Origin of the sequence: Rhodococcus sp. 1163 (genome assembly GCF_002091985.1) — a bacterium.
Classification (GTDB): domain Bacteria; phylum Actinomycetota; class Actinomycetes; order Mycobacteriales; family Mycobacteriaceae; genus Rhodococcoides.
In genome coordinates this window covers 184,509-207,538 of sequence record NZ_MKKX01000020.1, presented here as the reverse complement: position 1 = coordinate 207,538, position 23,030 = coordinate 184,509, and the positions used below count along the sequence as shown (strand labels likewise).

20 protein-coding genes are annotated in these 23,030 nt (G+C 62.7%); 12 read left to right on the top strand and 8 right to left on the bottom strand.

The genetic code is table 11. From position 1 onward, the window contains the following. The first annotated feature begins 13 nt into the window (after positions 1-13). Positions 14-1,315 (top strand): peptidase MA family metallohydrolase, encoded by a 1,302-nt coding sequence (locus tag BJD99_RS09885; RefSeq protein ID WP_084346778.1) that lies wholly within the window; start codon positions 14-16, stop codon positions 1,313-1,315. 14 nt (positions 1,316-1,329) lie between these two features. Then, positions 1,330-2,454, top strand: coding sequence for a glycosyltransferase family 4 protein (locus tag BJD99_RS09880; RefSeq protein WP_084346777.1), 1,125 nt, complete (start codon positions 1,330-1,332; stop codon positions 2,452-2,454). Positions 2,455-2,509: 55 nt separating this feature from the next. Here the strand turns inward: BJD99_RS09880 and BJD99_RS09875 are convergent, their stop codons facing one another. After that, the gene (locus tag BJD99_RS09875; protein WP_084346636.1) at positions 2,510-4,318 is read right to left on the bottom strand and encodes a long-chain fatty acid--CoA ligase; all 1,809 of its coding nucleotides are present in this window, start codon (positions 4,316-4,318) and stop codon (positions 2,510-2,512) included. A 135-nt stretch (positions 4,319-4,453) separates the two neighbouring features. Between BJD99_RS09875 and BJD99_RS09870 the strand changes: the two genes are divergently transcribed. The 6 genes from BJD99_RS09870 to BJD99_RS09845 all read left to right on the top strand — a co-directional run bounded on the left by BJD99_RS09870 (position 4,454) and on the right by BJD99_RS09845 (position 9,173). After that, positions 4,454-4,846: a polyketide cyclase / dehydrase and lipid transport gene (locus BJD99_RS09870; protein WP_084346635.1), complete on the top strand. Its 393-nt coding sequence runs from the start codon at positions 4,454-4,456 to the stop codon at positions 4,844-4,846. A gap of 141 nt (positions 4,847-4,987) precedes the next feature. Continuing rightward, positions 4,988-5,425, top strand: a complete 438-nt coding sequence (locus BJD99_RS09865) for an SRPBCC family protein (RefSeq protein ID WP_084346634.1) — start codon at positions 4,988-4,990, stop codon at positions 5,423-5,425. 26 nt (positions 5,426-5,451) lie between these two features. After that, positions 5,452-6,798: an ArsA family ATPase gene (locus BJD99_RS09860; protein ID WP_084346633.1), complete on the top strand. Its 1,347-nt coding sequence runs from the start codon at positions 5,452-5,454 to the stop codon at positions 6,796-6,798. 15 nt (positions 6,799-6,813) lie between these two features. Next, positions 6,814-7,254, top strand: coding sequence for a hypothetical protein (locus tag BJD99_RS09855; RefSeq protein ID WP_084346632.1), 441 nt, complete (start codon positions 6,814-6,816; stop codon positions 7,252-7,254). 107 nt (positions 7,255-7,361) lie between these two features. Next, positions 7,362-8,336 carry an ROK family protein gene (locus BJD99_RS09850; RefSeq protein WP_084346631.1) on the top strand — a complete coding sequence of 325 codons (975 nt, stop codon included), beginning with the start codon at positions 7,362-7,364 and terminating at the stop codon, positions 8,334-8,336. 108 nt (positions 8,337-8,444) lie between these two features. After that, a complete protein-coding gene (locus BJD99_RS09845; protein WP_084346630.1) occupies positions 8,445-9,173 on the top strand; it encodes a 1-acyl-sn-glycerol-3-phosphate acyltransferase in 729 nt (242 codons plus the stop codon). Between the two features lie 11 nt (positions 9,174-9,184). On the opposite strand, the gene BJD99_RS09840 is transcribed toward BJD99_RS09845, so the two are convergent. Continuing rightward, entirely contained in the window at positions 9,185-10,426 is a 1,242-nt protein-coding gene (locus tag BJD99_RS09840; protein WP_143542109.1) for a glycosyltransferase 87 family protein, read from the bottom strand. 169 nt (positions 10,427-10,595) lie between these two features. On the opposite strand from BJD99_RS09840, the gene BJD99_RS09835 reads away from it, so the two are divergent. Beyond that, complete coding sequence (locus BJD99_RS09835) at positions 10,596-11,081, top strand: polyadenylate-specific 3'-exoribonuclease AS (RefSeq protein ID WP_084346629.1); 486 nt, start codon at positions 10,596-10,598, stop codon at positions 11,079-11,081. Positions 11,082-11,163: 82 nt separating this feature from the next. Then, a complete protein-coding gene (locus BJD99_RS09830) occupies positions 11,164-12,549 on the top strand; it encodes a class II 3-deoxy-7-phosphoheptulonate synthase (RefSeq protein ID WP_084346628.1) in 1,386 nt (461 codons plus the stop codon). 51 nt (positions 12,550-12,600) lie between these two features. Here BJD99_RS09830 and pknB read toward each other — a convergent pair whose 3' ends face one another. After that, positions 12,601-14,592 carry a Stk1 family PASTA domain-containing Ser/Thr kinase gene (pknB, locus tag BJD99_RS09825; protein ID WP_084346775.1) on the bottom strand — a complete coding sequence of 664 codons (1,992 nt, stop codon included), beginning with the start codon at positions 14,590-14,592 and terminating at the stop codon, positions 12,601-12,603. A 170-nt stretch (positions 14,593-14,762) separates the two neighbouring features. Here pknB and BJD99_RS09820 point away from each other — a divergent pair, with 170 nt between their 5' ends. Next, entirely contained in the window at positions 14,763-15,134 is a 372-nt protein-coding gene (locus BJD99_RS09820) for an Rv2175c family DNA-binding protein (protein ID WP_084346627.1), read from the top strand. On the opposite strand, the gene BJD99_RS09815 is transcribed toward BJD99_RS09820, so the two are convergent. From BJD99_RS09815 to BJD99_RS09800, 4 genes are all read right to left on the bottom strand, one after another. Further along, positions 15,106-16,140, bottom strand: a complete 1,035-nt coding sequence (locus BJD99_RS09815) for a phytoene/squalene synthase family protein (protein WP_084346626.1) — start codon at positions 16,138-16,140, stop codon at positions 15,106-15,108. The genes BJD99_RS09820 and BJD99_RS09815 overlap by 29 nt on opposite strands. After that, positions 16,133-17,674, bottom strand: a complete 1,542-nt coding sequence (locus BJD99_RS09810) for an alpha-(1->6)-mannopyranosyltransferase A (RefSeq protein ID WP_256895601.1) — start codon at positions 17,672-17,674, stop codon at positions 16,133-16,135. The genes BJD99_RS09815 and BJD99_RS09810 overlap by 8 nt, the downstream gene beginning before the upstream one ends. 206 nt (positions 17,675-17,880) lie before the next feature. After that, a complete protein-coding gene (gene crtI, locus BJD99_RS09805; RefSeq protein WP_084346624.1) occupies positions 17,881-19,470 on the bottom strand; it encodes a phytoene desaturase family protein in 1,590 nt (529 codons plus the stop codon). Between the two features lie 80 nt (positions 19,471-19,550). Then, the gene (locus tag BJD99_RS09800) at positions 19,551-20,621 is read right to left on the bottom strand and encodes a polyprenyl synthetase family protein (RefSeq protein ID WP_256895600.1); all 1,071 of its coding nucleotides are present in this window, start codon (positions 20,619-20,621) and stop codon (positions 19,551-19,553) included. 191 nt (positions 20,622-20,812) lie between these two features. Here BJD99_RS09800 and metF point away from each other — a divergent pair, with 191 nt between their 5' ends. After that, complete coding sequence (gene metF / locus BJD99_RS09795; RefSeq protein ID WP_084346774.1) at positions 20,813-21,781, top strand: methylenetetrahydrofolate reductase [NAD(P)H]; 969 nt, start codon at positions 20,813-20,815, stop codon at positions 21,779-21,781. A 52-nt stretch (positions 21,782-21,833) separates the two neighbouring features. Here metF and BJD99_RS09790 read toward each other — a convergent pair whose 3' ends face one another. After that, a complete protein-coding gene (locus tag BJD99_RS09790) occupies positions 21,834-23,024 on the bottom strand; it encodes a glycosyltransferase family 2 protein (RefSeq protein WP_084346622.1) in 1,191 nt (396 codons plus the stop codon). Between the last annotated feature and the right edge of the window lie 6 nt (positions 23,025-23,030).

Below are 23,030 nucleotides of genomic sequence, written 5' to 3'. Positions count from 1 at the left end.
CTTGGTTCACTCGATGACTGTCCGCCGCTCTATGTCGGCGGCAGTTCTCGTCGGCGCTCTCGTATGGGTGTCGGGATGTACAGCGTCCGGCCCGCTGGCCGAGTCGACGATACCGATGCCCTCGAATCCTTACGAGGATCAGCGTAAGGCGGGCGTCGAACAGCTTCTGGTGGATTGGGCGGATGCGGTCTCCTCCAACGACGATGCTGAACTGGAAGCTCTTGTCGACCCGGCAGCGTCGCCCGAATTTCTGCAATCGCTGATCCGCTCCGCATCGAACCTCTCGGAGGTACCGCTGTCCGAGTGGGGCTACGAGATCGTGGACGAGCCGGAAACGCCCGTCCCTTCCGAAATTGCCGAGCGCGTGGGGGCCGCCGATGTGTGGGCGCCATCGGTGGTTCTTCGGTATGGGGTCGACGGGCCGGATGACCTACCGACTCGCAGACCGATCTCGTTGCTGGTGGCCGAGCGCGACGATAGATGGCGACTGGTTTCCGACACAGACTTACCAGGTATCGACCGACATACCTGGCGGGGACCGTGGGACTTCGGGCCGGTAACGGCCACGCCGATCACGACCGCCGGGGGAACATCGATGGTGCTGGGCAAGCGAGAGCAGGACCTTTTCACCTCTCGGCTTTACACCGAGGTGCCGGCCGCGGTCGAGGCAGTTGCGGACTTCGTGGGCGAGAACTGGCCGCGCAAGACGCTGATAGTGACGACGAGTTCCACAGATGAGTTCCTCGCGTCGGCAGGGGAAGTTGCAGGCCCGGACGTGGCGGCTGTGTCCGTCTCTGATGTCGTTGTACCCGGCGATCCGGTGACTGGGCAGCGTGTCGTCTTCTCGCCCTCCGCTGCCGAGCGATTGACCGAGTTCACTACCCGCTCGGTCCTGCGTCACGAGCTCACACACATCGCCGCTCGGGCGAACACCGTCGACGGATCGCCGACATGGATGCTCGAGGGGTTCGCGGATTATTCGGGATACCGCGGATCGGGTGTCGACTTCGCCACACTGGCTCCGACACTGAGTCGTGCAGTCGGGGTGGGCGGGCCGCCAACGGTGCTCCCGGCAGACTCGGATTTTTCGGCAGGCGGGCTCCGTTCGACCCTCGCGTACGAATCCGCATGGTCCTTGGCGGCATTCATCGCTGAGCGATACGGTGAGCAGGTGCTGCGAGATCTCTACGCGCAGTTGTCAACCGGTCCGCAAACAGACGCCGAGATCAGCGCGGGTCTCGAAGCGACTGTCGGGCCTGGAACCGACGCTTTCATCGCGGACTGGGGGGCTTGGGTTACGCAGAATGCGAGCTGACCTACGGTAGTGCAATGGGTCGGACGCTCTTGGTAACGAATGACTTTCCCCCGCGTCCCGGAGGTATCCAGTCCTATCTCCAGAGCATCGCGGATAGGTTCCCACCCGAAGAACTGGTGGTATATGCCCCCCGGTGGCGGGGAGATAGTCATCTTGCGTTCGATGCACGCCAGCCGTACGAAGTGGTCCGGCACCCCACGACGCTGATGCTACCGACGCCGCTGGTGGCGCTAAGAGCTGCGAGGCTTGTGAGGTCGCACGAGTGCGACAGTGTGTGGTTCGGGGCGGCAGCGCCGCTCGCTGTGATGGCTCCAGTGGTCAGACGCGCAGGGGTAGAGACGATCATCGCCAGCACCCATGGTCACGAGGTGGGATGGTCGATGATTCCAGGTGGTCGCGGAACGCTGCGAGCGATCGGCAACTCCGTCGACACGGTGACCTACGTAAGCAAGTACACGCGAGGACGGTTCGCGTCGGCTTTCGGTCCACAGGCCGCGCTCGAGCACGTGCCGCCGGGTGTCGACACCGACAAATTCAAGCCGGATTCCGCTGCGCGAGCAGAACTTCGGGCCCGCTACGGGTTGGGGGATCGACCGACGATTCTGTGTCTGTCACGCTTGGTACCGCGCAAGGGACAGGATTTTCTCATCCGGTCCATGCAGGGGATCAGAGAAGCGATCGACGGTGCGGTTCTGGTTATCGTCGGTGGCGGGCCGTACGAGGGCACCTTACGCGCGCTGGTCCGCAGCTGCGGCGTGGAGAAACACGTGATCTTCACTGGCACAGTCCCTTCGGCGGAGCTGGCCGCGCATCACACGATCGCGGACGTCTTCGCGATGCCCAGCAGAACTCGCGGCTGGGGGCTCGACGTCGAGGGTCTGGGGATCGTCTACCTGGAAGCGTCGGCGTGCGGCGTGCCGGTCGTCGCCGGCATGTCCGGTGGCGCACCGGAAACTGTGCGGCAGAACGAAACCGGACTTGTAGTCGATGGTCGTTCGGTCGAGCAGATCACCGAGGCGATCGTCCGAATTCTGTCCGATGCGACGCTTGCCGCATCGATGGGCGCGGCCGGGCGTGAGTGGGTCGAAAAGAACTGGCGCTGGGATACTCTCGCGCACAGGCTGCGCAGCCTGCTCTGATCCGCGCCCTGTTCCCTTGTGCGTGTGGTCGGCACACAAGGGAACAGGCCGGTGACTACCTGGAGTAGATCGCTTCGACGTCGTCCGCGTAGGTCTTGGTGATCACATTGCGTTTGAGCTTCATCGTCGGTGTCACCTCGCCCGCCTCCTCGGTGAAGTCGTTCGGCAGGATCCGGTACTTCTTGATCCCCTCGGCGTGCGAGACCGACTTGTTTGCGTCAGCGATCGCCGCATCGATTTCTGCGATCAGGTCCGGGTCGGTGGCCAGGTCGGCAGCAGATGAATCTGCGGGTTTGGAGTTGCGCGCCTTCCAGCCGGTCAGAGCGTCGGCATCGAGCGTCACCAAGGCGCCGATGAACGGCTTCTGATCGCCGACGACGATTGCTTGACTGATCAGGACATGTGCGCGCAGTTGATCTTCCAGACCTGCGGGCGAGACGTTCTTTCCGCCGGCGGTGACGATCAACTCTTTCTTGCGGCCGGTGATCGTGATGTACCCGTCGGCGTCGAGCGAACCGAGATCGCCGGTACAGAACCATCCGTCATCCAAGGACTCGGCAGTCGCTTCTTCGTTACGCCAGTAGCCGGCGAACACAACAGGGCCGCGCAGCTGAATCTCGCCGTCGGGAGCGATACGGACGGTATTGCCGGGGAGAGGTCGACCGACACTGCCGACGTGTTGATAGCCGATGGTATTCACCGCAAAGGCTGCGCTGGTCTCGGTCAGTCCGTATCCCTCGTAGATCGGCACCCCGATTCCGCGATAGAAGTGGCCGAGTCGTGCGCCGAGCGGAGCGCCGCCGGAGATTGCCAGCTTGCAGTTACCGCCTAGGGCCACACGGAGTTTCGAGTACACGAGCTTGTCGAACACTGCATGCTTGACTCGAAGTACGATTCCGGTCGAACCGTCGTCCTTCGACTGGCTCCACGCGACAGCTGTGTCGGCGGCCGCGTCGAAGATCTTTCCCTTGCCGTCGGCATGTGCCTTCTGTCGTGCAGTGTTGAACACTTTCTCGAACACGCGGGGGACCGACAAGATGAAGTCCGGCTGGAACGACCCGAACGTGGAGACGAGGTTGGGGATGTCGTTGGTGTGGCCGACAGTCGCCCCCGCATCGAAGGCTGCAATCGTGACGGCGCGGGCCAACACGTGCGCGAGCGGCAGGAACATCAGGGTCCGCGTGCCACCTCTCAGCAGTGTCTTCAGCGTCGTCTCGCGGATTCCCTTGGACTCGGCGAGGAGATTGGCATGGGTGAGCTGCACCCCTTTGGGGCGGCCGGTGGTACCCGAGGTGTAGATGAGGGTCGCCGGATCGGACGAACGTAGCGCAGCGACACGTGCTTCGACCACGCCGTCGGTAGTGGCCGCACCGAGTTCGATCAATTCGTGGATCGCACCGGTATCGGCAGTTTCGCCGTCCACCTGGAACGTCCTACGTACCGTCTTCGACGCTTCGACGACGTCGGCGGTTTCGTCGCGGTGCTCCTTGTTTTCCAGCACGAGCAGAACTGGCTCGGCGTCGGACAGGATCCACTCGACCTGATTGGCAGATGATGTCTCGTAAACGGGAACCGTAACGCCGCCTGCCGCCCAGATCGCGTAGTCGAGTACCGACCATTCGTAGCGCGTCGAGGACATCAGTGCAACGCGATCACCCTGCTCGACTCCGGAGGCAATCAGACCTTTGGCAACCGATACGACCTGAATCGCGAACTGCTCGGCAGTGACATCGGTCCAGCTGCCGTTCTCTTGGCGGAGAAACGCAACCGACTCGGGTGCCGTAGCCCGGCGGGTGAAAACGGAATCGACTGTCGATTCCCCGTCCTCGACTTTGAATCGGGCGGGCACAGTGAACTCACGCACGGGGGTACCTCCAACAACGGATCGGTTAGCTCTACTCACGAGTAGCTCGGATTGTTTGTACTGTAGTCCGGCTTTCTGGAGCAGTTCGACCGCCTCAGGTGCGGCGCCGCGAAAGATATATGTGAAGCTCTTTCGATGAGCAGTATCCAAGTAGCGGATCAAACCTTCATTGCTGTTCCGGGTGCGCGCGTCTCCGAGGCGATGGCGCCGAGAGATCGTTGGCGGTCGTGGTGGCCTGACCTGCGGATCGAGGTGTCCGAAGATCGTGCCGACAAAGGCATCCGTTGGACGATCGACGGAGCGCTGACGGGGACGATGGAAGTGTGGCTCGAGGAAATCCCGGTCCTCGACGGCGTCATCGTCCATTACTTCTTGCACGCAGAGCCACCAGCTGGGCGAGAGGGACTCGACCTTGTCGGCGAAAACCGCAGGCGAAGGATTGCCGGAAAGTCGATGGCTTTCGCGCTCAAGCGTGAATTGGAGGCAGGCCGCGCTGCGGGCGAGCGTCCGGATCACGCGCGAACCTGAGGCTGAGGCGCGCTCTCTTGCGGTCCCCGTTGTGCGGACCGTAGGCGATCGTGTGTGATGAGGGGCGTCGACGGCGAGCGCCGATGCCTGGGCGATACAAGCCCATCGACACCGAATGAGAGAGGAAGCGGACCAACAGCCATGGCCGAGAAAACTCAGAGGTCGATAACCGTCGACGCTCCGTCCGCACAGGTAATGGACGTGATCGCAGACTTCGACGCGTATCCGTCCTGGGTCTCGGCAGCGAAGTCCGTGGAGGTGCTCGCTACCGGCTCGAACGGTCGAGCAGACCGCGTCAAGTTCGTCCTCGATGCTGGAATGGTCAAGGACACCTACGAACTTCGTTACGACTGGGCACCGGATGGAATGGCGGTGGCATGGGAGCTCGTATCGGGTGAAATGCAGAAGTCGCAGTCGGGGTCGTACACGTTGAAGGACACCGGTGACGGACGAACCGATGTCGTCTACGAGTTGACGGTGGATCTGAACATTCCGATGATCGGGTTGTTCAAACGTAAAGCGGAGAAGGTCATCACCGATACCGCGCTGAAAGAGCTGAAGAAGCGGGTCGAAGGCTGAGCGAGCCTCGCACCGACGCCCGCACCATGGTCCGACTGTTCGTCGGAAAGGGCGGAGCGGGCAAGACGACGCTTGCTGCCAAGGCTGCGATCGAGGACGCCAGATCGGGGCGTCGAGTGCTGGTGGTGTCATTCGATCAGGCGCATTCGCTGTTCGATGTTCTCGGACGCCCAGCCCTGGATCGTTCGACGTCCCCGGCCGGTAATGGGCCCCGATCCGTGGCCGAGGGACTCGATGTTCTCGAGTTGGACACCTTGGCGCTACTGGAGGCGAGTTACCGATCGATCTCGGCGATCGTGTCGTTGGCAGGAACGGGGCACGAACACGGCGTCCGTTTCGGCGGTATCGATCCTGAAGAGATTGTCGGTGCGCCCGGAGCCCAGGACCTCCTAGGGTTGCATCGGCTGGTCGAACTGGTGGACGAAAGAACCTGGGAAACAGTATTCGTCGACCTTCCGGCAACCGCTGATGCATTGCGCACCCTGGCGCTTCCAGACCTGCTGTGTGGCTATCTGGAACGACTCTGGCCTCAACACGATCGGGTGGTCGCGGGGACCGGAACGGACCCACGTCTGACTGTTCTGGTCGCGGTGATGGAACGTGTCCTCGCCGACGCCGACGCAGTTCGTGAACTGTTGTTCGATCACCGGCGAACGACGGCGACAATCGTTCTGACGCCGGATTCGGTCGGGGTCGCGGAGGCCCGTCGGACTATGTCCGCGGCTGCATTGATGGGGTTGCCGGTCGCCGAGGTGATCGTCAACAAGGTTCTGCCCGAGCTGAATTCGTCGTCGATGGGGCTCGTAGGTGTACACCCAGCGGTATTCTGGTTCGAGAGTTGGCGGGCAGCCCAGCAGGCCCGCCTTGCCGACGTCGAGCTGCTTGCGCAGGGTTGTTCGTTGCTGATCGTGGAACAAAGTGCAGACGAACCGGTAGGGTTGGCATCTCTCGGCGCGCTGGAAACTCGGGTGGGTGTCGTCACAGTGTCCAACCAAGCGGGGTCCAACCAAGCGGGGTCCAACCAAGCGGGGTCCAACCAAGCGGAGTCCAACCAAGCGGGGTCGTGCCAAGTAGGGTCCAGCCAACCGGGTGGGGCAGGTGTCGCACGCCAGTTCGATAAACCAGTGGTGGCGCACGAGTCGGGATCGGGGTTGGAATCGGTGTACACGATGACGCTGCGTCTACCGGTAGTGGACCCGTCGACGGTCAGTCTCGGGCGAGTGGAGGACGACGTGATCATCGGTGCCGACGGAACCCGCAAGCGTGTTCGCCTGGCTTCGGTTCTGCGTCGTTGTGTAGTTCTCGGTGCCGAGTTCGAATCCGGTAATCTCGTGGTCCGTTTCCGGCCCGATCCGGCCCTGTGGCCGGCCTGAAAGGTGACGCTGTAGATGACCACCGAGCATTCCGACGTCGCAGCCGAGCTGTGGGCGTTGGCCGAAACTGTGCTCACACGCGTCGAGCCGATGCTTCGCCAAGCCGTCATCGATCAACAGGAGCGCCCACGCCAGGGATGCAGTTGGTGTCCGGTGTGCGCATTGTCTGCGTTGATCAGGGGCGAGCAGCACGATCTACTCACGGTGCTCGCGACCGAGGGGGCCACTGTCATTGCCATGATCCGGCAACTGGTTGCCGAGCACATGGATGGTCCGGCTTCGCAAGCAACTCATGCATCGACCGAGACAGCCGAGGCCCCAGAAGCCGACACCGACACCGACACCCAGCGTCCGGATCGGACGGAGAATCAGGCTCGTGCGCAGGACACTGAAGAACCGGTAGTTCGACGAGGGGGATTCGTACCGATTACCGTCACTGTCAAGGATCCGATGTAGTCCGATCGGCATAGTTGCGGGATTCGTGAACTGGAAGATCCGGTGAGAATCGGTAAAGAGCGTCGATGTCGTTTTTCGGGGGCTGGGCGGCACTGGAAAGGTCAGCAATGAAGCGGCATCGAGAATTGCTCACCATCGGCATCGATGTCGGTGGTACCAGCCTTCGTGCCTCCGTCGTCGACTCGTCCGGTCAGGTCATCGATTCCGCCCAGTCGCCGACGCCTCATACCGCTGCCGCTCTCGAGCACGGTTTGGATCGAGCTGTCCAGGAACTGGCCGCCCGACATCCTGTTTCCGCGGTGGGGCTTGCGGTCGCAGGGTTCATCGACTCCGACCGAACCTCGGTACGATTTGCACCGCATCTGCCGTGGATCGACACTCCGGTGGCCAGTCAGATGAGCGATCGCATCGGGTTGCCGGTTCTTCTCGAACACGATGCCAATTCGGCCGCGTGGGCCGAATATCGTTTCGGTGCGGCCGCAGGCGGTCGAAACGTGGTGATGGTGTCGATAGGGACCGGAATCGGAGCCGCACTCCTGATCGATGGTCGCATCTATCGAGGTAGCTATGGTGTTGCACCGGAGCTGGGACATATCCAGGTCGTCCCCGACGGTCGTGCCTGCCCGTGCGGAAAGCGAGGATGTTGGGAACGATATTGCAGCGGCACTGCGCTCGTCGACACTGCCATCGAATTGCTCGCCGCCGACCAAGCGTCGTCCACGATCTTGGCGCGCGAGGTTTTTCTCGACCCGGGATCACTCACTGGCCGCCGCATCGCCTCCGCTGCGCAGGACGGCGACGAGATCGCGCGACGAACGATGGCCGACTTTGCTCGTTGGCTCGGGGTCGGTCTTGCGTTGGTCAGCGACGTCTACGATCCAGATTTGATCGTCATCGCGGGCGGAGTAGCGACTTCCTCGAGTCAGTTCTTGGATGAGGCGCGGGGCCACCACGCACGACTCACCACCGGTGCCGGTCATCGGCCGCTTGCGCGGATCGCGAGCACACAACTCGGTGAAGCCGCAGGCATGATCGGCGCAGCGGACCTTGCGCGTTCCGAATTTCTGATCGATGCGCGTTGATGGCGTGTGACCTCTGTCGCGGCGTCCGAGTTGTTGTGGCTGGCGCCATAACGGGTAGGTAGAGTCAACGTCGAATCCGCAGCGAAGACTCGAATCAGGAAGGACGCCATGTGGTACTGGCTGTTCAAGTACGTATTCATCGGTCCTATCCTGATTGCGATGGGCAGACCGACAGTCGAAGGTGCCGAGAACATCCCGGCGCGGGGACCGGTAATCCTGGCGAGTAATCATCAGGCAGTTCTCGATTCGTTCTATCTGCCGTTGAAGGCGCAGCGAAGAATCACGTTCCTGGCGAAGAGCGAATACTTCACAGGTTCCGGACTCAAGGGCGCTTTCCAGAAGTGGTTCTTCACAGCGGTCGGTCAGGTGCCGATCGACCGAACGGGTGCCGATGCTGCACAAGATGCGCTCAATGCCGGCGCGCGGGTGATCGCCAAAGGCAAACTGCTCGGCATCTATCCGGAGGGCACACGCTCACCGGACGGAAGGCTGTACAAGGGCAAGACCGGTATGGCCCGACTGGCTTTGGAGACCGGAGTGCAGGTGGTGCCCGTGGCGATGATCGGAACCGACAAGATGAATCCCATCGGTTCGAAGATCTGGAAGCCGTCGAAAGTCACGATCAAGATCGGTAAGCCGATCGATTTTTCTCGCTTCGAAGGCATGGCGGGTAATCGGTTCGTCGAGCGAGCAGTGACCGACGAAGTGATGTACGACCTGATGTTGCTGTCCGGTCAAGAGTACGTCGATGTCTACGCCGCATCCCTGAAGAATGCCCCAGTAGCGCCCGTGGCCGGCGCCGACCCCGAGCGCGTCCCGGACTCCAAAGCGAGCTGAGCTCGCCGACGTCAGTCGGCCGGTGTCGGCTCGGTTGGCGAGAGTATTTGCGAGCTGCTCGTGGCCTTCTGCTGTGAGGTTTTCCACGTGATGAAAGTCACCGTGGCTATTGCCGCGACTCCCCACCAGACGTACGACGACGCTGCCAGCTGGTCCCATAATGGCCACCCGAGGCCGGAGGAGCGACCTGGCGCGAGGCGCCAGTGCGGCGCGAAATGGAACAGCACAAGGCCGATGCCGACCAGGAACACCAGCCAGGTGCTTCGCTGACGATAGGCAGCAGTCGCAAGTGCAACGAGGAACGGTACAACCCACACCCAGTGGTGTGACCACGAGATCGGCGAAACGAGTAGCCCGAGAACGGCGTTCACTCCGAGTGCTATGGCCGTGAGATCGGCCTCGAATGCCTTGCGCATGGCGAGCGCGCTGAGTGCAAGCGCACCGAAGGAAAGCGCGACCCACAACACCGACCTCATCGAGTCGTCGAGTCCGAGCCGTGCAAGAACTCCGGTGATGCTCTGGTTCGCTGGGTAGGCAGGTTTGCCGATTCGGTCGGAGTCGACGAGGGTGTGCGTCCAGTATTCGACCGAATCGGACATCGTTGCCAGGAAGCCGATGGCGGTGAACGCGGAAAAGCTCACGCCCGCGATGACGGCCGCCCGAAAGTCCTTGCGAAGCAAGAAGAAGAGGACAAATACAGCGGGCGTCAGTTTGACGGCCGCGACGAATCCGATGAGGACACCACGAGGCCATGGGGTCTTCTTCGGCAGACAATCCGCAGCAACGAACACCATCAGAATGATGTTGACTTGTCCGTAGTCGAGTGTGGAGAAGACTGGCTCGAGGATCATCGACACCGCGAAGATTGCGCCGGCTGTCCACAGCAACAAGGTTTTGGGTGAGTACCCGAGAGACACCAGCGTCAGCACGATTGTGGTCACCAGCAGCGCCAAAGACAGTGCAGTCACCACGATTCCGGCCCAGTAGAGCGAGATCATCGACAATGGGCTGAAGAGGACAGCCGCGATCGGGGGATAGGTGAAGGGGAGGGTGTTCCCCAGTGCGGTGGCGGGCATCTGACCGTACAGCGGCGAGCCCGAGGCGAAGATGCCGCCGCCGATCCGATAGACGTCCAGATCGATTCTGTAGTAGTCACCCAGAACGTCCAGCCCACGAAGGCCGGGTAGCGAAAACAAGTTGTAGGCGATGCCCGCAGCGATACCCACAACGACTGCGATGCACGAGATCACCACGGCTGTCGTTCGGGCAACCGAGGCCGTGGATCGGACTCCGTTCGCCGGCGTGGCGGTGTCGTCGACGCCGGTATCGATCGGGTTGGAGGTCTCGGGAGGTATCAACGGGAGTTCCTTCTGATGGCGGGCGATCTTTGTCGGCGCAACCGCCGGGGCTAGTGTGTCCTGCGTGCGCTACTTCTACGACACCGAGTTCATCGAGGATGGTCGCACAATCGAGCTCGTCTCGATCGCTGTGGTCTCCGAGGACGGCCGCGAGTTCTATGCAGTCTCCTCCGAGTTCGATCCCTCCCGCGCCGGCAAATGGGTCCGGCGAAACGTCCTGCCCAAGCTGCCACCGTACTCGTCGCCGCTGTGGATGGGCAGGTCCCGAATTCGCGACGAACTGCTCGAGTTCCTGTTGCCGTACCCGGGTGCCGAGGTGGAGTTGTGGGCCTGGGTGGCTGCGTACGACCACGTCGCATTGTGCCAACTCTGGGGATCGATGACCGAACTGCCGAGGTCGCTGCCGAGATTCAGCCGCGAACTCCGGCAGCATTGGGAGGATCGGGGCAGCCCGGCGTTGCCTGCGGTCCCCGATGACGCCCACGACGCACTCGCCGACGCGCGGCACAACCTGGCGAAGTTCATCGCTATCGAGGCCGCGTCGGCCTGATTCGGGCCGGATATGTGTTCCCAGCGGTCCGATGGGACAACCCGTCGGAGACCACGCTGGCGCCAGCGAATATCCTAGGCATGTGAACTGGACTGTCGACGTACCCATCGACCGCTTGCCCGAACTTCCTCCGTTGTCTCCGACGTTGCGCTCTCAGTTGGACGACGCGCTGGCCAAGCCCGCGGCGCAGCAGCCGCAGTGGGACCCGGAGCAGGCAGCCGACATGCGCAAGGTCCTCGAGAGCGTCCCACCGATCACGGTTGCGGGCGAGGTCGAGGCGTTGTCGGACAAGCTTGCCGCCGTCGCGCGTGGTGAGGCATTCTTGTTGCAGGGTGGCGACTGCGCGGAGACTTTCGCAGACAACACCGAACCGCATATCAAGGGCAATATCCGCACGCTTTTGCAGATGGCCGTGGTTCTTACCTACGGCGCGAGTATGCCCGTGGTCAAGGTGGCGCGAATTGCGGGGCAGTACGCAAAGCCGCGGTCGGCCAATACCGACGCACTCGGACTGCTGTCCTACCGCGGAGACATGGTGAACTCGTTGGTAGCCGACGAGGCAGTGCGAGGCCACGACCCATCGCGACTGGTCCGTGCGTACGCAAACGCAAGTGCTGCGATGAACCTCGTGCGAGCGTTGACCGGTGCCGGAATGGCGGATCTGCACAAGGTCCACGACTGGAACCGTGAATTCGTCGCCAATTCGCCTGCAGGTGCGCGCTATGAAGCCCTCGCAGGCGAGATCGATCGAGGCCTGCGCTTCATGGATGCGTGCGGCGTCAAAGACCCGAACCTGCACACCGCGCAGATCTATGCGAGTCACGAAGCACTGGTGCTCGACTACGAGCGCGCGATGCTGCGGCTCGACAACACCGACGATCACCCCAAGCTCTACGACCTGTCGGCACATTTCTTGTGGATCGGCGATCGCACGCGGCAACTCGACGGTGCCCACATCGCACTGGCCGAACTCATCTCGAACCCAATCGGCTTGAAGATCGGGCCGAGCACTACCCCCGAGATGGCCGTGGAATACGTCGAACGACTCGACCCCACGAACAAGCCGGGACGGCTGACTCTCATTTCGCGCATGGGCAACGGCAAAGTGCGGGATTTGCTGCCCCCGATCATCGAGAAGGTGCAAGCAACAGGGCACCAGGTCATCTGGCAGTGCGATCCGATGCATGGCAACACTCACGAGGCGTCGACCGGATACAAGACACGTCACTTCGACAGGATCGTCGACGAGGTCCAAGGATTCTTCGAGATCCACAACGGTCTCGGCACACATCCAGGCGGTATTCACGTCGAACTGACCGGTGACGACGTGACCGAATGCCTCGGTGGTGCACAGGATATCTCCGACCTCGACCTCTCCGGTCGTTACGAGACAGCATGTGATCCCCGGCTGAACACGCAGCAGTCGCTCGAGCTCGCGTTCCTGGTTGCGGAGATGTTGCGCGGCTGAGCCCTCGCTCGAGCGTCTCCATGATCACTGTGTGATCAGCTCGCGGTGTGGTCAGGGGAGGGAGACGACGGACACCGACGAGCCCGGGGCCACTCTGGACCCTGGGCTCGGGTTCTGGGTGATGACCAGCGACCCGTCGGTGTCGACTACTTGCCGAACCTGGACGCCGAGTTCGAGCCGTTCGAGCGTGCCCCGAGCAGATCCCACCGAGCGTCCGAGTAGCGACGGCACGGTGATCGCATTGGATACCTTCAGGATCACCGTGCTGCCGGCGTTGACGGTTCCCCCGATCGCCGGGTCGGTGGCAATTACCTTCCCGCCGTCGGTCGACTTGTCGAAGGCCAACTGGGTCGCCGAGACGGATATACCGACGGTGGCCAGCTCGGCAGTTGCCTCCTCCGCAGACTTGCCGGCGACGTCCGGAATCGTCACTGGGGGAGCGCCTTTCGATCGCAATACCTTGACGGTGTCACCGACCGACAGGACGGTGCCGGGCGAGGGATCGAGCGCCGCGACGGCACCGACCGGCGCGGTGGTGCTGAACGTTTCGCCTCCGTCGACAGGCACGAAGGTGCGATCGCGGAGCTGGCGCTCGATATCGCCGACGGCGGTGTTCGGAGCGACGTCGGGAACGGTCGGCGCGCCGAGGGAGACGAGCAGGAAAACTTCCTCCCCCTTGGTGACGCGTGAGCCGGAGCCTGGATCTGTTCCGATGAGGGTGTCGAGCGGCGCACTGTCGGAATACGTGCTGCGAGTGGTGCTCGTCAATCCCGCGGATTCGAGCGTGTTCGCGGCGGCCGCGATGTCCAATCCCTCCACGACGGGTACCGAGGTGTACCGTCCGGAACCCATCCACCAACCGCCGAACCCGACCAGCACCGCCAGCAACGCCACGATGGTGAGCCAGATGACGATCGTTCTTCGTGACCGGTGCCTATCCGCGTCGAAATCCGGAAACTGGTAGTGGCGACGGCCTACCGCGGCGGGCTGCGGGGTGTCTTCGTAGTCGTACTCCGGCCTCGACGTCGGGGCCGTCTGGACGCGGGTGTGGTGGACACCGTCGGCCAGCGGGAGGGCTACTACCTCCGTGGCAGGGGCCTGCGGCTCGTGACGCGCGCCGGCGAATGTGGTCGGAGCGCCCATCGCGGCTGCGCTGCTGTGTTCGGCAGAGCGCCTGGGTGCCGGAACCCGATACGAAGGCAGTTCGAGCCGTGCGCAGACGCCGGCCAACGCGCGGGCCATCTCGTCGGCGTTCTGGAATCGGCCCGCCGGATCGCGGACCGTGGCGTGGCGGACCAGATCGTCGAATTCTTCGGGTACTCCGGCGATGATCTCGCTGGGGCGGGGGACGTCGTTGTCGATGCGTTGGTAGGCGATGGAGAGCGAGGTGTCTCCAGTGAAAGGCGTTCGGCCGGTCAGTAGCTCGAATAGCACCACCCCGACACCGAAGACGTCGCTGCCGGCATTGGCCGAACCGGTGGTCACCTGCTCGGGGGACAAGTAGGCCGCAGTGCCGAGAATGACACTGCTGGACGTCGTGTTCGACGCTGCGACGGCTCGAACGAGCCCGAAGTCGGCGATCTTGACGTCACCGGAGTCCGAGATGAGGATGTTCTCGGGCTTGACGTCGCGGTGGACGAGTCCGGCGCGATGCGCTGTTCCGAGCGCCTCGAGCACCGGCCGTACGACGGCAGCCGCGGCATGCGGGGGCATCGGGCCGCGTTCACGGAGCAATTCGCGCAGCGTTCCACCTTCGACCAACTCCATGACGAGAAATGCGAACTCGCCGTCGCGTCCGTGGTCGTAGACGGCGACGAGGCCTGGATTGGTCAGCCTGGCAACCGCTCGTGCCTCGAACTCGAAGCGTGCGACGAACTGAGGATCCGCGGCGAACGCGGGATCCATTATCTTCACCGCCACCGGCCGATCCAAGCGTGTATCGAGCGCTCGGTACACCGTCGACATGCCACCGCGGGCGATCGGTGCGTCGATTCGGTAGCGCCGGTCCAGCAACGAACCTACCGACACGGACCCTCCGGTCATCACCGTGGAGCACCTCATTTCACTTTTCTTCAAGACGGAATCGATGATAAACAGCGTAGATATCGACACTGTCTCGCCGCACGACGTGTCGCCTAGCGGGATTCTCTGCGGGCGCCAGTCCCGCAGCAGTGCTTTTCGTATACGAGCTCGAACCCGTTAACGTTACCGGAGTGAGCACAATCCCTTATTCCGACGATGTCCTCGACCCGTCCGTCTCCCTGCTGCAGCTGGCGGATGTCAGCAAGGTTCTCGAAGTGCCGAAGGCCAGAGTCGAGCAGATGCTCCGCGACCGCCAGCTCCTCGCAGTCAAGCGGAACAGGGTTCCCGGTGTCCCCGAAGTGTTTCTCGACGCCCGTGGCGGTCAGATCGTCAAAGGTCTGCCCGGGCTCCTGGCGGTATTGCACGACGGCGGGTATCAGGACGAGGAAATTTTGAAGTGGCTGTTCGAGGAGGACCCGAGTCTTCCCGGAACTCCCGCCGAAGCACTGCACGGGGATTTGATGCGAGAGGTCATCAGGCGCGCTCAAGCGATGGCCTTCTGAGCCGTGCCCTTTCGCGAACCATGGTCCATCCGGTGGCGGCCAATCTCGGCGCCGCAACCGATACTCGACGCCATTGCGGAACCCGGGCGCGTTCGATGAGCACCCGGTAGCCGCCGTCTTCGACTTCACGAAGGATCCCTCCGTACAGCAGCAAGGCCGTGCGCATTCCTGGCTGGACGGAGGGTGCCAACATGTCGATTCCGGGTTCTGCGTCCCGGTAGACCGCCCGGGTGTGCGCGATCAGGTGGGCCAACGCTCGATCTATTCGGGCGTCGGTTCGCCCTGATTGCCGACACGCTCGCAGTAGCTCCTCGTCGACGCCGAATGCTTCCAGTTCGTCTGTCGGAAGGTAGATCCGGTCGCGGTCGAGATCCTCGCCCATGTCGCGAATGAAGTTCGTCAGCTGGAAAGCTTCCCCGAGAGCTGCGGCAGGGCCTACTGCGTCGGCGATGTTCGTCGAGGTGCCGAGGATCGGAAGCATCTCCAGACCGATGACTGCGGCGGAGCCGTACATGTATTCGTTCAGCTCGGCCATCGTCCGGTAGCGGGACTTGAACATCGGTGTGCCTGGGATGTCCATGCGCATGGAGTGGAGAAACGCAAAATAGTACTCGTGCGGGATGGAATATCGAGCTGTGGTGTCCGCCAACGCTTGTAGCACTCTGTCCGATCGGCTCGATCCCAAGACGGCGCCGCCGAGAGCGTTGCGGACCCGCTGTTCGAGGACGTCGAGTTTGGCGGCGGCATCGCGATCGGATTGTGACACCGTGGTCCCGATCGGAGCAGCGGTGGACGCCTCGAGCTCGACATCGGCCGAGTTCACGTCCACATCGACGATATCGTCGACCATTCGAGCAAAGCCGTACAGCGCGTGCACTCCTGCCCGCTTGTCGCTGGGAAGCAGGCGCGTTGCGAGGAAATACGTCTTTCCGTGCTGCGCGTTCAGGTCACGGCACAGGCGATATGCGTCGTGCAGGGCCGGGTCGATAGCGTCTAGTTCACCCATGGTCCGCTTTGCTCACTTCGGTGTTCTCGGCTGGAGTGTCCGATTCGATCGTGGGTGTGTGGTCGGTGTGTCCGGCACGCAGCCGCAGGGGGTCGACTCGGGTGAGTGAAAGCCCTGCCACGACGGCTGCGAACGTTGCGAGCACGACGTGAGCGAACGTGTAGAGGCCGATCGATCCGTCGGGCCTGAAGACGAGCATCAGCCACGTCGATAGACCGACAAGGATCATCAGGGTTCGTGTCGACAGTGCGAAACCAGCTGCAAGCGCCAGCGGCCACGAGTAATACCAGGGCAGTGCGGCAGGGGAGAGCACAACGATCGCAACCAGCGCGATGACGATTCCTTTGACGGCGTCACGCTCGGTCTTGCGGTACAGCCACCAGGTACCGACGATGATGACAGCAAGGGCGATGGCGCACAGCATGCGAGTCACGTCGAGTACAGGCCCGAGGCGAACATCGAGGAACCATGACGTGCTGACCGTGGTGAGATGAGCCAGAATCGTAGGCAGCGACAGCCAATTGATGATCTTCGCGGAACCGGACAGTGCGGTGAGCCAACCTATTCCAACGCCGGCGATGGCGGAGGTGATGACGAAGACTGCTGCAAAGACACCGGCACCGATGCCTGCAGTCTTTGCGAATGCAGCGATCGGTGACAGCGGTGTCCGATTCTCCTGGATCGCCCGCTCGCGCTCGTGAATCATCCAGATCCACACCATGAACGGCAATGCAAGACCTGCCGTGGCCTTGATGGCAACGGCCAAGGCGACAAGTGCAACACCACCGACGTGATGCCGCTCGAGAACCAGCACGATGCCGGCGGTCATCAAGCCGACCATCAGCAGCTCGTTGTGGACACCACCGATCAAGTGGACCAGAACGAGAGGATTGAGTACCGCCAACCACAGAGCCAGCGGTGCCGAGCCGCCGAGGTGCCGGGCGAGTCGCGGGACAGCCCACACCATCAATGCCAGACCAGGGAGCATCGTGATGCGGAGCAGCATCGTGCCGGCAATGACGTTGTCACCGGTGATGCTGGTGATCGCCTGACCGAGGAGGAGAAACAGCGGCCCATAAGGAGCGGTCGTCGTGGTCCAGACGTTACTGACGTTGTCCAGGAGAATGCCTGGGTTGGCTACGGGCCCAACGCCATAGGGGTCGAATCCGTCACGCAGAAGGGCGCCTTGCGCGAGGTAGGAAAATGCGTCTCGGCTGAACATCGGGACTGCGAAAAGAAGAGGGGCTGTCCAGGCGGGGACGATCCAGCGGAGCTCGCCCAAGGTGGTGCGACCGCCGAGTGTGGCACGTCCCAGACGGACCCACGCGATGATCATCAGCAGGACGCCGATCCAGACGATGATGCTCGACAGGACGAGGCCGTGGCCGAATCGAAGCCAAGACAGATGCATCGACTCGAGCAGTGGATCGCGTCTTCGCACGCTGCCTGCACCGAATCCACCGAACGTGATGAGCACGGAACCGACCAACCCGAGGAGAGCCGAGTGTCCTTCTGGACTCCGCAGGAACAGCATCACCGTCCGAAGGCGAGAAGTATGCAGTCCGGTGCCGACACGGACCGTGTCGGCTGAAGATTGCTCAGTTGCTGCGGGATCTTCTCCCGCGGTACCCGAGGCGGTGGAACTCGACGAGACCGAAGACATAAGTCGGGTCACGCTCCTCTCGGGGACGAAATTGCTGGTATGGCGGGTGCGAACGCTGAATCCGCGCTGGACCGGAGTCAGTTTAGAGCGTCGGCGGCTGTGCTCCGAACTACGGCCGATCCAGCCGACGCGTCGGCTGTGGTTCCCAGGATGCGTTCCGCCGCAAGTTTGCCTGAAACGAGAACCGTGGGCACTCCGACACCCGGGGTGGTTCCCGACCCGGCCAACACCACATTGTCGAGCCCTGCCACGAGATTCTTCCGTCGGAACGGGCCCGTCTGCCTGAACACGTGTGCCGAGGAGAACGGACTGCCGTGCAGCATTCCTTTATCGGCCCACGTCTGCGGAGTGTCGACATGGTCGATCGTCATATCTGCGGTGAGACCCCGGTAGCCACGTCGTTCCAGTTCGCTCTGCAATTCGCGCACATACGGCATAGCCAACGGGGCCCAGTCCAACGGCGCACCGTCGAGGTTCGGGCACGGCGCCAGTATCGACACCGGTTCGCACTGCACACCGTCACGGACCATCTGTAGTGATGGGTCGCTGACCCCCGGACGGGTGATGAGCAGGGACGGATCCTCCATCAGCTTTCCGCGTCCACTGCGCGCGGTGATTCGTTGGAACGTGCTCGCCCACTGGGCTCCGAAATCGATCGTGTGATGTGACCTACTCGGCCACGATTCGGTGGACGAGATCGGGACGGTGCCGTGGAAGACGACCGCCGAGGGTGACACGACACCGTAGCCGCGTGATCTTCCCTTGGAGGTAACTCCTGCTCGATCCAGCAGTGCGTCCACTACAGGTAGATCCGGTGTCAGAACCACGGCGTCGCACTCGTAGGTTTCGCCGTCCGCAGTCTCGACGCCGGTGACTCGACCACCGGCGACTATCAGAGCCGATACTTCTGCGCCGGTGCGAACCGAACCGCCGTTCCGGGAAAGTGCATCGGCCATCGACGCGGCGATCGTGGACATCCCGCCGACCGGGAAGTAGACGCCGAGCGAGGTATCCATATGTGCAATTGCGCCGTAGACAGCCAGAGCCTTCGCCGGAGCCATTCCTGCATAGAGTGCCTGGAAAGTGAACACCCGTCGAAGTCGCTCGTCTTTCAGGAACGATTCGACGCGGGGTCCGAGTCGACCGAAGCCACCGAGTCTGGTGAGGGTGGCCGTGTCTCGGAGTGCCGCTCTCGAGGACACCAGATCGAGCGGCGAATCGAAGTTGGAGTCGATGAACCGGTCGAACTCGGCCTCGAAGATGGAGGCGAGCCACTGTCGTAGTCGGAGATAGCCTGCCGCTTCCGTCGATCCGCACGTGCGCTCGACCTCTGCCGCCATCGCGCTCGGATCGGCAAACACGTCGATAGCGGTGCCATCGGCGTAGCGGGAGTGGTAGCTCGGAGACAGCGCGCTCAGCTGTATCGCAGGCGTTGTCGATTCGAAGGACTCACCGACTGCCGCCAACGCGTTCTCGATGAGGTTGGGCATCGTCAGGACACTCGCACCATTGTCGATGTCGTAGAGACGACTCCCGTCGGTGTCGCGGACCGTATAGGTCCCCACTCGGCCCCCGACCGAATCTTCGCGTTCCAAGACGATCACCTTTTTGCCTGCGCCGGCGAGATGCAGAGCAGCAGACAACCCCGCAAGTCCCGCGCCGACCACCACGACGGTCTCGACTGGGCCCGGTACGGTCCGGAGGCGATTTCGGTTGCGTGGCTGCTGAGACAATGTTCTCTACCGATCTAGTAGGTGCGCTGCGTGGCGGCTATGGACATTGCGCGTAATTGCGCGGCGGCGTGCGGTTCGACCGCACTCGTCTTCAGCGTGTCGAGTGCGCGGTTCGTCAGTTCCGATATTCGGCGTTCGACATCCGCGACTGCTCCCAGTTCGATCAGCACCGTACGGATGTTCTCGATAGTGTCCTCGGGCAGATCCACGACTCCGAGGCTCGACCTGAGCAGTGATCCCGCCTCCGGCCTGTCTCGGTCGGCGAGCTGTAAGGCCACTGCCATCAGGACTGTGCGTTTGCCTTCTCGGATGTCGTCGCCGGATGGCTTGCCGGTGACTGCAGGATCGCCGAAGACGCCGAGGAGGTCGTCACGAAGCTGGAAGGCGAGGCCGATGTCGGTGCCGAAGGATCGATATGCGTCGACGAGGCTCTCCGGTGCCCCGGCCAACACGGCACCCAGCTGGAGCGGGCGTTCGACGGTATAAGCCGCGGTTTTGTAGCGATTGACTTGCATCGCTGCCTCTACGGATTCATCGAGACCGGCTTCGGCTTCGATGTCGAGCAACTGACCGCCGAGCACTTCGGTGCGCATAGCCGACCACACCGGAGACACTCGCCCCATCGCGTCGTGTCCGATTCCGGATTCTCGAAGCATGTCGTCGGCCCAGCACAAGGCCAGATCGCCCAGCAGGATCGCGGCAGATTCACCGAAGCGCTCGGAGGAGCCGGACCAGCCCGCCGCACGATGCCTCTCGGTGAAACCGACGTGCACTGTGGGAAAGCCGCGGCGGGTGAGCGAAGCGTCGATGATGTCGTCGTGAATGAGCGCGCACGCTTGTATCAATTCCAGAGATGCGCAGGCGCGGAGCACAGACGCGGCCTGCGGGCTGCGGTGATCGCCGCCTGCTCCGAGCCAGGCCATCCAGCCGAACGAGGGCCGGATTCGCTTTCCACCACGCAATACGAAGGCTTCGAGGTCTGCGACGGCAGAACGGTAACCGCCGCCGACCCGGGCCACCTGGTCGCGTCGGGAATGGAAGAACTCGGCCAACGCGGACTCGACGAGTGCAACCGGCGCGGTGATCGCTTCTCGTAGGGCTGGGTCGGGGTCACTCGTTCGACGGGGCGCGGGAAGAGTCGAGTCTCTGGACAGGGGATCCTCCAGTCGAGTGCGGGGTGGGGATGTATCACTTTCACACTAGCCGTCACCGCTGATCGATCCCTCTATCGTGAGCCTCCTGTCACCGAAGTTTCCGACGAAACTATGATGTGCCCGTGACATCAGATGCCGTCAGGGGGCGGTCGAGTGAGGGGTGGGTCACCCGAACCCCATCGATAGTCGATCGTCTACGGGCATCGACGGAGTCGAAGATTCCATTTTCGGTCGAGTTTTCTCCACCGCGGGACGAGGCCGCGGAAGCGAGGCTGTGGCGTGCTGTCCGCGAATTCGAGCAGATGCAGCCGGCATTCGTGTCCATGACCTACGGCGCAGGCGGTTCGACCCGAGACCGTACCGTCCGAGTAACGGGAGAGATCTCCGAAAACACGACGCTGCTGCCGGTGGCGCACCTGACCGCGGTGTCTCACAGTATCGACGAACTTCGATCGATGGTCGGCGCTTACGCAGACCGTGGGATCTCCAACATTCTGGTGCTGCGCGGCGATCCCCCGGGTGATCCGCTCGGCGATTGGACAAAGCACCCCCAGGGTGTCGAATATGCAGAGGAGCTCGTCACCCTCGTTCGAGAGCTCGGGGATTTTCACGTCGGCGTCGCGTCGTTCCCCGAGGGGCACTACCGGGCAGTCGATCTCGAACAGGACACCCTTGTCCTGGTGAACAAACTTCGCGCCGGGGCCGAATACTCGATAACGCAGATGTTCTTCGACGTCGAAGACTATCTGCGGCTGCGCGATCGCGTTGCGGCGTTCGACCCCGAGCAGGCGTGCAAGCCCATCATTCCCGAGATCATGCCGATCACCTCGCTCCGTACGGTCCGTCGGGCTCTGTCCCTGTCGGGTTCGGCGCTTCCCAGCGATATCGACGATCGCTTCACCAGAGCGGCCGGGACCGGTGCCGAAGAAGACCGAGCTGCGGTTCGCGAAGTCGGAATCGAATTGGCGACGTCGATGTGCGAGCGTCTCATTGCCGAGGGCGCGCCGGCACTGCACTTCATCACTCTGAACTTCGCACGTGCGACGCGGGAAGTGCTGACCAATCTGGGACTGTGCGCAGCGCGCGTGTGATCTGGACCTGCAGCAGGTCGGCTTCTAGGTGACGGCCTTCGATCGTCGGGGATCATTCCTCAGCGATCAGTGGGCGCTGCTTCCACACCAGGTTTCCGCGCCTGTGCGACCGATGCGAATCGATAGTGAGCCAGAGATAGGTCGCCACGGACAGCGGATGGGCGCTCGACTCGACAGCACAGCGTATTACGTTGCCTGGCCGGCACGACATGTCTACGGATTCGACTTGCGCAGCAGCGAGTCTCGACACCACCCCTGCGCTGTAGCCGATCCGACCCCACCGTCGAACCGCACCCGCTCCCGCAAGTGCTGCGACGGCCGGAAGCAAGTACATCACCGAAACCACGGACAACACTGCGATCGAGCCCCCGGTACCGCCGAATGCGTTCCACAACCAGCGCGAATATCCTGAGCGTAGATCGTTCACGCCGTCGTACATACGGCATTCGACCAGCCCGGCCCCCGAGACGAGAATGGTGCCCCGTCCGCTGCGACGCAATGCGCGAGCAATATCGAGATCCTCCGTGACGCTTGCTGCCACCGCCTCGTGCCCGCCGATGTCGCGGTACGCAGCCGCGTCGAACATCATGAATTGTCCGCACGAGACGGCAGTCGACGGACGGAGTGAACCGTTGGCGAGTCGAATCGGTAGCGTCGACATCCACGAGAAGCCGAGTAGCGGTTGTACCAGATGTTCGACGACGCTTCCGCTGATCTGCTTCGGCCATGGACATACCAATGCAGCGTCGTGGCGGCGCAGTGTCGACGCTGCTGCTGCGATCGCGTTCTCGGTGAGACGAACGTCGGCATCGACGAACACGATCGCGTCGAGATGATCGTTCATCTCGAACGCGAGACCGGCAAGGGTCCGGCACGCTGCCGCCTTGCCCGTCCACCCAGGAGGTGGCTCGGCACACGATTCGACGACACTGACTCGGCCGTCGTCGCCGGCAGCAGCTCGGGCTGCCGCAAGCGTGTCATCCGACGAACCGTCGTCGAGTATCAGAATCCGAAGATCACGGCACCGACGCTGAGCCCGGAGGTCCGCAATGAGCAAGGGGAGTTGGTCTTGTTCGTTGCGGGCGGGAACGCAGACCACGATCGAGTCGTGGACGTCGGAATCGGTTGCGCGGGACAGGCGAGGCACTGTGACAGCGTTGAAAACCGAGATGGCCGCCGTCGATACCGATAGCACCGCGCCGGCAGCAGCCATGCCGGCGATCACTCGGCCGGCGGTAGTCATGAGCGA